The organism is Hyphomicrobium sp., assembly GCF_035687085.1.
Lineage (GTDB): Bacteria > Pseudomonadota > Alphaproteobacteria > Rhizobiales > Hyphomicrobiaceae > Hyphomicrobium_B.
This window is the reverse complement of record NZ_DASRYS010000018.1, coordinates 41679-54171: the sequence shown is the minus strand read 5'-3', so window position 1 is coordinate 54171 and position 12493 is coordinate 41679. Positions and strand designations below refer to the sequence as shown.

Below are 12493 nucleotides of genomic sequence, written 5' to 3'. Positions count from 1 at the left end.
ACCGCGTCGATCTCGACGAGCCCATCGAGATTGGGCCACTGGCTGAGGACGAGAAGGCTGTCGCGCTTCACGCCGTATTCGACCATGTGGTCCCAAAGCTCTTCGGTGATGAAGGGCATGAAGGGATGCAGCATCTTCAGGATCTGATCGAGCGTCCAGGCCGTCACCGCGCGGGTTTCAGCTTTGGACGCTTCGTCGTCGCCTCCGAGCACGGGCTTGATGAGCTCCAGATACCAGTCGCAGAACTGGCCCCAGACGAAGTCATAGATCGCGGCGGCGGCTTCGTTGAACTTGTAGGCTTCGAGCGCGGCAGTCACGGCCTTCGCCGTCAGCTCGGTTTCGCCGATGATCCACTTGTTGAATGTGAGCGAGGCTGACTTCGGATCGAAGTCGCGCTGGCGCACGCATTCATTCATTTCGGAGAAGCGCGCGGCGTTCCAGAGCTTGGTTGCGAAGTTGCGATAGCCTTCGACGCGCGACTTCGCAAGCTTGATGTCACGGCCTTGGGCGGCCATGGCAGCGAGCGTGAAGCGCAATGCGTCGGCGCCGAACTCGTCGATGAGGACGAGCGGGTCCATGACGTTGCCCTTCGACTTCGACATCTTCTGCCCCTTCTCGTCGCGAACGAGGGCGTGGATGTAGACGTCTTTGAAGGGCACTTCCTTCATGAAGTGGAGGCCCATCATCATCATGCGGGCGACCCAGAAGAAGATGATGTCGAAGCCGGTGACGAGAACGCTCGTCGGGTAGTAGCGCTGAAGCTCCGGCGTCTCGTCGGGCCAGCCGAGTGTCGAGAACGGCCAGAGCGCGGATGAAAACCACGTGTCGAGAACGTCCTCGTCGCGCGTTAAAGCGACGTCGCTGCCGTAATGCGCGTTGGCCAAGGCCTTGGCTTCGGTTTCATCGGCGGCGACGAAATATTTGCCGTCCGGACCGTACCACGCCGGAATCTGATGGCCCCACCAGAGCTGGCGCGAGATGCACCACGGCTGGATGTTGCGCATCCATTCGAAGTACGTCTTTTCCCAGTTCTTCGGCACGAAGTCGGTCTTGCCGCTTTCGACGGCGGCAATCGCGGGCTTCGCCAACTCCGCAGCATTGACGTACCACTGGTCCGTCAGCCACGGCTCGATGACGACGCCGGAGCGATCGCCGTGCGGAACGGTGTGGCTCGTCGGCTCGATCTTTTCGAGCAGGCCCAGCGCATCGATGTCGGAGACGACTTGCTTGCGCGCGTCGAAGCGATCCTGGCCGCGATAGGCCTCGGGCGCCTCGTCGTTGATCTTGCCGTAGGCGTCGAGAATGTTGATCTGCGGAAGGTTGTGGCGCTTGCCGACTTCGAAGTCGTTGAAGTCGTGCGCAGGCGTGATCTTCACCGCGCCCGTGCCCTTCTCGGGATCGGAATATTCGTCGGCGACGATCGGGATCTCGCGGCCGACGAGCGGCAGCTTCACCTTCGCGCCGGCCTTGATCAGCGCCGCGTAACGTTCGTCATCGGGATGGACGGCGACACCGGTGTCGCCCAGCATCGTCTCGGGCCGCGTCGTCGCGACGACGATATAATCCCTATCGTAGCCCGGCACCTTAGCGCTGAGCGGATAGCGGAAGTGGTACATGTGGCCGCTCGGGTCTTTCGCGAGCACCTTCGCAAGCGCGGCAGCATCAAAGGCTTCGCCGCTGTCTTTCGACCATGAGAATTTTCCGCGCGCTTCGACCTGCACGACCTCGAGATCCGAGATCGCGGTCTGGAACTTCGGGTCCCAATTGACGAGGCGCTTATCCTTGTAGATCAGCCCTTCATTGTAGAGCTGAACGAACACCTTCACGACAGCCTTCGATAGACCCTCGTCCATCGTGAAGCGTTCGCGGCTCCAATCGCAGGATGCGCCGAGGCGCTTCAACTGCGTGGTGATGGTGCCGCCTGATTCTTCCTTCCACGTCCAAACGCGCTTCAGGAATTCCTCGCGACCGAGTTCGCGGCGCGAGGGCTGCTTGTCGGCGGCGAGCTGGCGCTCGACGACCATCTGCGTGGCAATGCCCGCGTGATCGGTGCCCGGCTGCCAAAGCACGTCGCGGCCGCGCATACGCTCGAAGCGGACGAGAATGTCCTGCAGCGTATTGTTGAGCGCGTGCCCCATATGGAGCGAGCCCGTCACGTTCGGCGGCGGGATGACGATCGAGTAGCTGCCGTTCTTGCCGCCCGAAGAACTCCGTCCGGCTTTGAAGGCTTCTGCCTTCTCCCATTCGGAATTGATACGCGGCTCGATTTCGGCCGGTCGAAAAGTCTTTTCAAGCATGGGAGGGAGCGTCGCTTATCAGCTATCGGGCCGAGGTTTGGGTCCTCGGTCGTACGGCCGACCTTCGCCGGCTGTCAACCGTCGCTCCCTGGCGTGTGCAAATCGTCAGGTTGTAGTTCATCCTCGCGTCAACGACGCGAAGATCCGTTCGGCGGGGCAATGCCAGCCTCGTTCAGGAGGGCGCGCTCCACGATCTTGGGCATGTTCTCGGTTAGCCACTGTCTCAGGATAGGCCGCAAAAGCTGGGCCGCCACGTCGTCGACGCCGTCGGCCGGCTCACCCGATGCATGGACTTCGGGCAGCCGGGGCGGCTGCGGGAGTTCGGCGGCGGGCCGCGGCGCAGGCTCGACGCGGGCTGGCTCTTCAACCGGCCGCGACATAGCGCTCATGCGATTTAGGCGGGTGTCGAAAAAGCTCGGCATGTTGCGCTTGATGCCATCGTTTTCGGCGGTGATCTTTCGAACCACAGCTTCGTCGTCTTCCTTGACGGGGACAAGGTTGACCGGCGGCGGTTCGATCATGCGGCCGTGGGCCGGCTCGAACGGAATGACCGTGCGGGAGCGTTCGCGCTCGTGTTGTGGAGATGATGCCAATGCTTCACTCAGCCTCCCAAGTAAGTTGGGCCGCTCGGAGGTATTCTGCACCGCGGTCTTGAAAATTGCAGGCAGCTCGAACTCCGCGCCCTCGTCTGCGATTGTGCTTCGTCCGCGTAGCGTCGTGATGCGGACCTCGCGCTTTTCACCTTCGAAAACTGGTGACCGATCGGCGATGCTCGTCCGGATCGATGCCAGAATGTCTTCGACGTCGTGCTTCGCACCATTCATCATTGTCATGACGCTTCCTCTTCTGCGTACGAACTTCAAACTCGCAGAACCGCGTCGGCAGCCCCGTTGATGCCCTTCCGGTTCGTCGCTTCTGGGAAGATGAGATTTGTTCTTTGCGCCCCATCACCCAGTGACGTAGCGGGCGTCCCGATCATTTACGCCATGATCGAAGCGTCCCCCCGCTCGAGGGAGAACGTACGTCGATGTCGCGGCAACCGTGTGGCGAAAGACACGAGCAAGAAAAAATTTGTTGTAGCGACAGAGCTGTGGATACGCGAAAGCCGCCCCCAATAACGGAGGCGGCTTTCATTACGCTGATCAATGGACTACTCGCGAGGGTTCTTCTGCCCTGGCAACAGCCGCTCCGACATTTCGCGGCGAAGTGCGCGCTCGAGGATCTTGGGCATGTTTTCCGCGAGCCATGTTTTGAGCAACGGCCGCAAGAGATCGGCGACAGCATCTTCCATCGGACGATCACCGCTGCTCAGCTCGCTCGATAGCGCCGGGGGCTGCGAAGCAGAGGATGCGGGTTCGCTGCGAAGTGCGGGCGCCGACGCTGCCGGCGAAACCGGCGGCGCAGGCGGAGGCACAGGATGGGCTTGCACGAACTCGGGGCGCTGCGGCTCAACCGGGCGCGACGGTTCGGGCGCGACTTCGGCCATCGGAAGTGGCGGCTCTTGCCGGCTCAAGCCATAGTTTGGCCGGAAGGCGTCCGACAGCGGCTCCAGCTTGCGGGACGGTCCGAGAGTTGCTGACACGCTCGGCACCGCAAACGTCTGGCGAGGCTTGGGAGCGGGCGTTAGTGCCGACGGCTCGGGCTGCTTAACTTCAGGCTCTTTGATGGCCGAATCCTTTGTGCTCTCGAATGCGTGGACGGCATGTGAACCGTTCGCAGTTCCGTTCAAAGGCGTTTCGTGGCCCGCGGCGTAGGCCATGGGCGCAGCTCCCCGAGGCGGCTCGACCGGACTGATGGGTGACAGCGGAACCGGAGCGGCTTCGGGCGGCCGCACCTCTTCGACCTTTGCTTCTGCTTCGACCTTGGTTTCGATCAGCGGCTCGGGCAGCGCCACTTCGACCATCGGCTCCGCCTTTGCCTCGACGATGGGCTCGTCGAGTTCGAGCTTGGGCTCCGCGTTGAGTTCGAGTTTCGGCTCCGGCTTATCTTCAGGCTTTGGCGCGGGCTCGCTTTTGAGTTCGGGCTCGAGTTCAAGCTTCAGCTCGGGCTCCGGTTTGGCTGCGGTTTTCGCGAACGGAGACGGCCCGAGATCGAAGGCGAACGGGTCAGCGGCGTCGGCCGGGTCCGCAACAGCAGCTGACGGCTTTTCCGCTTCCGGGCGCTTCGCGACGATCGCCTCTGAGGTTGGCTTCTCGCTGACGTCGCGCAAAGCGTGGAAATCGTCATTCAGAAGGCCGTTCAGCTGGGCCTCGATGCCGGCGGTATCCGTAGCCGGATGAAGCTCGACCGACTCCGCATCGATAATGGGGGAATGGTTCGCGGGCTCCGTTTTCTTTGCGATCGTCTCGATCGAGATCGACTCGATCGTGATGGACTCGATCGACACGGTCTCTCGAGGTGCAGAGCCTAGGCGCGCGTTCGCTGCGGGCTCTGCGCCATGGAAATCGTTCTTTTCGATCGGCGTGAAGGACGGCTGATCGAATTTGCCCGCCGAGAAGCCTGCAGGCTTGTCATCGGTGCCAAACGAACGCGACGGAACCGTGGGGCTTGAGCGTGCGAACGCCGGGCTGCTCAGACCGGACGGCGCATCAGCCCGCTTGCTCTCGGGCTCAGGATCGGCCGGCTGCGTAGACTTCAGGAATGCCTCGCGCGACATAAATCCACGCTGGGGCGCCGGTGACGGCGAAGAAGCGGCAGATGGTCTCATCGCCGGAGAAAAGGGTGCACTGGCTTTCGGAGCGGCAGGCGAAGAGGACGACGATCTCAGGCCAGATGAATCCTCCGCTATGATTTTACGGATCGAGGCGAGGATTTCCTCCATGCTCGGCTCGGCCGTGGATTCAAGTCTCGACATACCCTACCTTTTCGCAATAAAGCCGTTCGCTAACAGCGTCGCGAACCCACCGCGCCAACCTGCTCTTGCCCGCTGTTGAACTGACCGAGGCCCCTCCGAGATCCAGCATCGTGGCAGGTTGCGGAAAATCCGCAACGATCTCAAGAGCAGTTATCCCCGGAGAGCGGCGCTCTCAAGGCGGCGGTACATTTGAAATCTAAATCTTCCGGGCGAAAAATCCAGCCCCGGCTCAAAGCATACGCTTTCGCGCCGATCACTTGATCGGCGCGACGTCTACATGTTCCTGGCGGCCGTCACCATGGGTGATATCGAGGCCGAACCACTTGTTGCGAACTTCAAGGTAGTGGACGTCCGGATTGTAGACCGCCGTCGCGGCGCCGACCTCGGAGACGCTCAGGCGCCCGATCGCGGAAACCAGCGTGTAGGAGGCGACCAGGATGTTGCGCTTGGTCGTCTCCAGGTTCACCTGAGACTGCAGCAATTCCTGCTGGGCGTTCAACACGTCGAGAACCGTACGCTGGCCGACCCGCTCTTCTTCCCGCACGCCGTTGAGAGCGGTGGTGTTGGCGACGATCGAAGCCTTGTCGGATTCCTGCTGGGCCTTGAAGCCTTGCAGCTGAGACCAAGCTTGGACGACCTGCGACTGCGAGGCGGCGCGGGCGACTTCGATTTCCTGCAGCGCTGCAACGTGGTTGTGCTTCGCCTGACGGACGCGGGCATAGACCTCGCCACCGCTGGGATAAATCGGGACGTTCACGCGCCCGACGATCGATGCGGAGGTTGCCTCGTTGATGCCTTCTGAAGAGTCGAACTGATCGGTGTAGTTGGCTTCGAGCTGCGCCTGAGGGAGCAACTCGCCCCGGATCTGGTCGACCGTGAAACGCTGCGCCTGTTCGAGGTACAGCGCCTGCACGACCTGCGGATTTTCCTTCGTTCCAATCGCGATCGCTTCATCGAGCGAGCGCGGAACGAGCTTCGTATTGGGATTGGCTTCGATCAGGCCGGCCGGCGGATGTCCGATGACCTGCTCGAAAATCGCACGGCTCGACTTCAGGTTGGCTCGCGCCTGATCGAGATCGGATTGGCCGAGCGCGCGGCGAGCTTCCGACTGCGCGACGTCTGTCCTCGTCACCTCGCCGACGGCGAAGCGGTCCCGCTGAGCCTTCAATTCGGCATCGAGAAATTTCAGGTTGTTTTCGTTGAGCTTGACGATCGCCTGATCGCGCGTCACGTCGCCGAACGCTGTGACGGCGTCGAGCAAAACCTGTTGCTCCGTCTGCCTCAGGGTCTCGCGCCCCGCGCGGTCCGTCGCTTCGGCGGCGTTGACGGCGTTCGTGACTTGAAATCCAGTGAACAGCGGCTGCACCAAATCCACCGCATATCCGCGCGGCGAAGTCGTGCTGCTCGTTGAGCCGGCCCGCGTCCGGGCCGTGGTTCTTTCGCGGCCGACGTTGGCGGAGGCATTGATATCGGGCCGGTATCCGGAATTGGCTCTTGCGATATCTTCATCGCGAGCGCGCTGCGTGGCGCGCGCAGAATCTAGAGTTGGGCTGTACTGATACGCAGCGACCAGGGCATCGAGCAGCGTCTCGGCATGAGCCGAAGAGGTCATAGAAAGGCCTAACGCGAAGACCATCAAGGCCTTCGACGCGAAACGTCCGGCTGACCTGCTTTCGTCGCGAGTTAGCTCGAGTTTGGATTTAGCCAATTGCATTCACCTGCAAACCACTCACAGCCCCTACTGGAGAGTGGTCCCCCAATTATCCCGTCTAGCCGATTCGAACTGCATCGACTAAGCCGGTTTCAGTGCTTGAACTCTGCTGGATAACTTATGGCGGTATTCTCGCCACGCCAGAGGTCCCCGTTAATTTCTTATAAAGAGTTGCTTTTTTCGCGCTCTCCCCAGCGCGGCCCCCGCAACACTATCGTTAACGTCTACTCTGATGAATCCCGTCTGTCAGCGCTGAAACAAGTCTATCCGTTGCCTGTTTGCCGCATACTAGCGGTTTAGAACACAAATGCTGGCCGAGATTCCGCAAAACCGGACATTAGGGGAGCGGCGGCCTGAAACGCATCGCGTTTGGAAAACAGCCCGGCCCGCTTGTGGAGGACCACAGCCCGTCCAAGCCCCTCATCGAGCATAACTGAGACCAAGCGGCCGTTTTCGCGAATCTGATTTTCGATCGCTGGCGGGACCTGCTCGATGCCGCCCTCGATCAGAACGACGTCATAGGGCGAAGCTGCCGCCCAGCCCGAGGCGGCCGGGCCGCTCACTGCGGTCACATTGCCGATCGCGAGCGAAGCGTACGCCGCCTTCGCAGCATTTGCCGCGTCAGCGTCAGGGAGGAGCGCCACGACCTTCGCCGCCATCTGGGCAACGAGCGCTGCGGCGTAGCCTGACTCGCTGATCACGAGCACATTCTCTTCTGCGTCGAGTTCAGCCAGCTGGATCAACTTTGCGAGCACCCGCGGCGGCAACGTCTCCCGTCCGGGCGCAAGCGTGAGCCGTTCATCGCTATAGGCGAGGTCCGCAAGACGGCTGGGAAGAAGTTGTTCGCGAGGTATCGCGGTCATCGCGGCTGTGATTCGCCTGTCGGTCACGTCGCTCGGACGAACCTGGCTCTCGACCATATTCCTGCGCTGCACTGCCGCGTCTGCCATCGGTCGTCTCCCGCCCCACGAGTTCGTTTATAGAAGATTACGTATAAACGACGCTCCGCTTGAGTGCGACGGGAACGCCGTCGCATGTGGATAGTTCGTTCGTGGCCGTAACGGCTTGTAAGGAGAGACCGGTGTATGTTAGATGCCCGTGCGTCGGCGGGCGTCTCGTCCTGATCTCGTGGAAGTCATTCCGAACGTTTCGGAAATGCCCTCCATTTCAGATCGTATGCATTTCCCGCACGAACGCAGAGAGGCCACGTGGCGGAGTGGTTACGTAGCGGACTGCAAATCCGCGTACCCCGGTTCAATTCCGGGCGTGGCCTCCATTCCTCAGAGACAATCAAGTGTTGATGGCACCGTTGCCCCGGGCGGAGATTTATTCTCCTGCCGGCCGGCCGTTGCTGCTGTTGAACGCACGCTTTCGATTCGCAACATGGGAAGCAGGCCGGTGCCCTCGAGCGGGCTGCTGAAAAACGCCGTCGCCGTCGAGGGGCGCTTGGCTTCGAGCCGAGTTGTATCCATCGGCATCGCGGCGGATCGGCACGAGGCGATTTTCTGATCAAAAACACGCCGCTTCTGCCTTGCGCCGCCGCGCAAAGAAGGCTACCTACCCCGCCTATCGGACGAACAAGATCAGCGCGTACCACTTTGATTTCGCGCTAGGTCTAGCCTTCCGAGAGTGCTTCCACTTGTCGCCGCCCGGCGGCTTCAAAAGCACTCAACAAAATTGCCAAAGGTCTCGCCAGCGCGGATACGTTCTGCTATTCGGGGCGCTTTCCGGCATTCCGCGGTAGCTCAGTGGTAGAGCGTCCGACTGTTAATCGGATGGTCGTAGGTTCGAATCCTACCCGCGGAGCCACATGTTGCTTTTTTGCAACATATTAAGTTACTGAAAATAAAAGAGAAATTTCGTTTGGTTGCTTCTGAGTGGAGCCGCTCGACAAAAGCGCTACACAGTATGCTACACGCTTTGCACCACAGTCGGTTTGCTACACACTTTGCCAGCACCCACTTCCTCAGTTTCACTTACGTCTCGGATGAAGCTTTGCGATCGCGCTTGTTGATCGCCTCCTTGGCAGCGTCCGGTAGTTTCTCGTCGTAGAGAGCAGCAACTTCCTTTGGATGTGTGATCATGTCGAGAGCGATGCGATTGACGAGTTCGAACAACTTGGCTGCTGTCGCTCGATCGTCTTTTAAGTCGATGGTGCCGGGATGCACGGCATGGTTGCCGACGACGCGCACAATATCGAGTGCCTTTTGAATACGGGGATCGAGACCCTTGGCAACGAGGGCCTTGACGTCTTCGTCGATAGATCTGCCTTTTTCACCGATTTGCTTGCACAGTTTCTGAACGCATAGTCGCAGGAGGGCTGCGGCGGCGCGCGGGGACATGTCGAGGAGCGCGCGCGCCTCATCGAAGTCCGCACGGATGTCTTCTGCCATGTCGGGGTTCGGCTCGATCTCGTAGCGCACAGGTGGGTAGAGGATAGTCCCATAGCGCCAGATCGTGATGTCACCACAGGTGTAGCACTTGCTGAGGTGAATGTTTCTGACGTCGAAATCGCAGAAGGCAGACTTGTCGCGAGCGCGTAGGAGGGGCATACCCCGAGCTTCTATCTCCAACCGGTCGGCTAACCGTTCGTGCGCAGCAGCTATTTCCGGCGGCAGATCTTTCGCGTCCTCTCGCAGTTTTTGGGCAAAGTCAATTTTGGCGAGAAATGGCAAGCGATCTTCGGTTCTCACGTGGTCAGCATGCACCTCGAACCAAGTTTGATCGGTCAACACCCCGCAATGCGGGCAGGAAAAGCCCTTAAGAGCAATGTCCGGGGATATTTGTTTGTGGACTTTCACACTTAGCCGGCCTTCTGTGTTTGAGATCGCAAGGAGTAAACTTGGTAAAGCTTATTTCACGCCGTCTTTTTGATATGACAAATTGATCTTCAGATTGATTTGGGCTGCGGATTGCACCCGATCAACGCGTCCGTTTTCTCGCAACTAGCAAACTCCGGCCGCCTGCATTTATCTCGCACAAAACGCGCCCATAAGGTCGAGCTGTAAACCCTGACGGTCGTCCGAGGTTTTTTAGCACGATTGCTCCCTCGCGTTGATGGATTGTCAAGTCTGCCAGACCTGACCATCCTTCGCGTCCCAGTCTGCCAGAGAGAGCTCGGCGCAATGCATTCGTAAGTATATCGGCGATTTGAAGCCCTATAGAGGTGCTTGACTCAGCGAACTCCAGCTCTCGAAAAATTAGTTTTAGGTTCACTCCTTTTTCCTGGGGAATTCCCAAATGCTCACCCAAGGGGCCTTCTGGAAAATGTCTCCTGTAGGCAGAATAGTCCCCGCCCTTGAGCATTTTCATTGGTTCGCGGAGTGAGCGCGATTGAATGAGAGGCATTACTGCCTCCTTCCACCAATATTCATACTCCGTAATCTTTTCCCTGTTCTTCGCGTCAACAACCCACCTAAATCGCGCTAGCTCGCCGGGCCAGCGTTGACAAAAATAGAGTTGTCCTAATTCGAAGACCTCACAAACCGCTTCCGTCATAGCGACAGCCTGGGCATAAAGCTGCCGAGGCATCCGCTCCAAGATTTCCCTCAGTTTCCACACCGCCGCGACTACATCAGGATGATGTGCGTCCGTCAGGTTTATCGTCATTCCCTCTGCTTGGCCCGACCTATGTGCGTTCACATCCTCTACTGAGCAAAGGTTCATATCCATTACGCAAGGGTGGAAGAGCACGTTAAACGGCATCAGAAATTCGCAAAGTTGCGCAATATGGTGCTCATCCAGAAGACGGCCTTTGACTTCGCCGTCTGAATCCTTAGGCCACTGTGCCGAGAGGAGATTGAAACCTCTTTCGACGTCGGCGAGGATCCTTCCTGCAACTACTACTGCTCCTATGCATGAAATTGAAAAAGCATCGGTCGGGTTGGGTTGGAAGCCTCCGGATTCGTCAATGAAAATATTCAAGGCTTTGCCCGATAGGATTACTTTTGGGAACCAGAAAATGACGCGTGAAAATCAACTGCAAATTATTAGCGCGACGAATCCTTGCTACACAATCTGCTACACATTTTGCTACACAGGCGACAAAAAACTCCAATTATTTCAATGAGCTGTTTGGCTCTACAATCCTACCCGCGGAGCCAATAGCCACTTCCCCAAACTCGCTGACTGTTGGAAGCTGTCCTCGGCTTCTGGCGCATGATCACTTTGCTGGGCTCCTCAGCATAGCCCTCGCTCCGCCCGCCACTTCATCCGACGCTCCATGAACTTGCCGAATGGCCAAGCTGCGCTTGTGCTCGTAAGGCGGCTGTGGGCATCGGGTTGCCAGAGACTCGTCCTATGTTCCGGCTCCTATGCTCCGCGGGGGTCAAATGCGGAGATTGTGCGGCGTCCCGATAGCTCGGTGGCACCGGGCAAGATGCGGAAAGGGCAGCAAAATCGGCCTTCAAAGCATGTGGTGAGGTGTGTCGCCGGCGCTCTTGACGAACGGCTTGTAGCGCCCTCCAATGCTGCGATGCAATTTTAAGGGCCTGCGGGGAACTTTTAATGACTTTCCTAAGGAGAATTTTTGCAGCCGGAGCGGTGAATGCTCCGGCCGGGATCAGCGCGGTGCTCGCGGCCGGATTTTTCCTGGTTCTTGCTGCACTGTCGAGCCCGGCTGCCAAGGCGGACAACGGGCAGCTCGGCCCTTTTGGCCCTGAAGGCCCGCGCATGCGCGAGCAGCTCTGGATCCTGCCGAGCGCCGAAGAAGGCCGCGTCCTTCGCGCAACCGTTTTCCGCCCGAAGGCCGATCCGGCGGACCCGAACAAGAAATTTCCGCTCGTCGTCATCAATCACGGCACTGACGAAGCAACACGTCTCGCCGTTTCAATGCCCGTCTACTACTGGCTATCGCGCTGGTTCGTTGAGCGCGGCTATGCGGTGGTGCTGCCGCAGCGCCGTGGTCATGGCGCCACCGGCGGCCCGCTTTCCGAGGGCGTCGGCACATGCGATCGGCCTAATCATTTCCTTTCAGGCAACATCGCCGCGGACGACGTTGCGGCCACGGTCAACTACATGACCCAGCAGCCCTTCATCTCCCAAAACGAAACGATCGTTGCCGGTGTTTCGACGGGAGGGTGGGCGTCGCTGGCGCTTGCGTCACGAAATCTTCCGCAAGTGCAGGCGGTCGTGAACTTCGCCGGCGGACGCGGCGGGCATGCTTACGGCCGGCCGAACGCGGTTTGCGGGCGAGCGGACCTGATTTCGGCCGCTCAGAAGTTCGGCGGCAACGCGCACGTCCCGAGCATCTGGTTTTATTCCGAGAACGACAGTTACTTCGGACCCGCGCTCGCCGAGGATCTGGCGCGTGCCTGGAAGCACGCGGGCGGCAACGCGGAAGAACATATCCTCCCCGCCTACGGCAGCGACGGGCATACCATCGCCGATGACCGGCAGGGCTGGGACATCTGGGGGCCGAGCCTGGACGCCTTCCTGACGAAGGTACAGGGCGAGCGACTCGAGGTTGCGGGCAAGGCTGGTCAGCCTGCTTCCCCGATTGAGACCTCGGCGATCGCGACGACGGGCGCCACGCGCTAGCGGCGCGCGGTCAGTTCCGACCTCGGGGGCGCCGTCGTCTTGGGCGGCCCTTGCCCCAGCCGGTTAACCGCAAACATCGCACCGGCTTGTCGC

Annotated in this window: 8 protein-coding genes and 2 tRNA genes; 3 read left to right on the top strand and 7 right to left on the bottom strand. The window is 59.7% G+C overall.

Annotated features, from left to right (window positions below):
• From VFG26_RS16290 to VFG26_RS16270, 5 genes are all read right to left on the bottom strand, one after another.
• Positions 1–2297: valine--tRNA ligase (locus VFG26_RS16290; protein ID WP_325027084.1), on the bottom strand; the 2297-nt coding region annotated here is incomplete at its 3' end.
• Positions 2298–2425: 128 nt separating this feature from the next.
• Positions 2426–3130 carry a DUF2497 domain-containing protein gene (locus VFG26_RS16285; RefSeq protein ID WP_325027083.1) on the bottom strand — a complete coding sequence of 235 codons (705 nt, stop codon included), beginning with the start codon at positions 3128–3130 and terminating at the stop codon, positions 2426–2428.
• 317 nt (positions 3131–3447) lie between these two features.
• Positions 3448–4953 carry a DUF2497 domain-containing protein gene (locus tag VFG26_RS16280; RefSeq protein ID WP_325027082.1) on the bottom strand — a complete coding sequence of 502 codons (1506 nt, stop codon included), beginning with the start codon at positions 4951–4953 and terminating at the stop codon, positions 3448–3450.
• Positions 4954–5404: 451 nt separating this feature from the next.
• Complete coding sequence (locus VFG26_RS16275; RefSeq protein WP_325027081.1) at positions 5405–6787, bottom strand: TolC family outer membrane protein; 1383 nt, start codon at positions 6785–6787, stop codon at positions 5405–5407.
• 371 nt (positions 6788–7158) lie between these two features.
• Entirely contained in the window at positions 7159–7812 is a 654-nt protein-coding gene (locus VFG26_RS16270) for a protein-L-isoaspartate O-methyltransferase (RefSeq protein ID WP_325027080.1), read from the bottom strand.
• A 252-nt stretch (positions 7813–8064) separates the two neighbouring features.
• Here VFG26_RS16270 and VFG26_RS16265 point away from each other — a divergent pair.
• A tRNA-Cys gene (locus VFG26_RS16265) sits at positions 8065–8138 on the top strand.
• Positions 8139–8596: 458 nt separating this feature from the next.
• Positions 8597–8671, top strand: a tRNA-Asn gene (locus VFG26_RS16260).
• 167 nt (positions 8672–8838) lie between these two features.
• Here the strand turns inward: VFG26_RS16260 and VFG26_RS16255 are convergent.
• Together VFG26_RS16255 and VFG26_RS16250 are read right to left on the bottom strand one after the other, a co-directional pair.
• Entirely contained in the window at positions 8839–9414 is a 576-nt protein-coding gene (locus VFG26_RS16255) for a DUF4145 domain-containing protein (RefSeq protein WP_325027079.1), read from the bottom strand.
• 370 nt (positions 9415–9784) lie between these two features.
• Entirely contained in the window at positions 9785–10786 is a 1002-nt protein-coding gene (locus VFG26_RS16250; protein WP_325027078.1) for a DUF3800 domain-containing protein, read from the bottom strand.
• Positions 10787–11368: 582 nt separating this feature from the next.
• Here VFG26_RS16250 and VFG26_RS16245 point away from each other — a divergent pair.
• On the top strand, positions 11369–12400 hold the full coding sequence (locus tag VFG26_RS16245; protein ID WP_325027077.1) for an alpha/beta hydrolase family protein: 1032 nt from the start codon (positions 11369–11371) through the stop codon (positions 12398–12400).
• The last annotated feature ends 93 nt before the right edge of the window (positions 12401–12493 follow it).

Excerpts from the sequence above, each read along its gene's own strand:
- VFG26_RS16275 (WP_325027081.1), bottom strand. The coding sequence starts at position 6,787 with ATGGTCTTCGCGTTAGGCCTTTCTATGACCTCTTCGGCTCATGCCGAG.
- VFG26_RS16280 (WP_325027082.1), bottom strand. The coding sequence starts at position 4,953 with ATGTCGCGCGAGGCATTCCTGAAGTCTACGCAGCCGGCCGATCCTGAG.
- VFG26_RS16270 (WP_325027080.1), bottom strand. The coding sequence starts at position 7,812 with ATGGCAGACGCGGCAGTGCAGCGCAGGAATATGGTCGAGAGCCAGGTT.
- VFG26_RS16245 (WP_325027077.1), top strand. The coding sequence starts at position 11,369 with ATGACTTTCCTAAGGAGAATTTTTGCAGCCGGAGCGGTGAATGCTCCG.
- VFG26_RS16285 (WP_325027083.1), bottom strand. The coding sequence starts at position 3,130 with ATGACAATGATGAATGGTGCGAAGCACGACGTCGAAGACATTCTGGCA.
- VFG26_RS16255 (WP_325027079.1), bottom strand. The coding sequence starts at position 9,414 with ATGCCCCTCCTACGCGCTCGCGACAAGTCTGCCTTCTGCGATTTCGAC.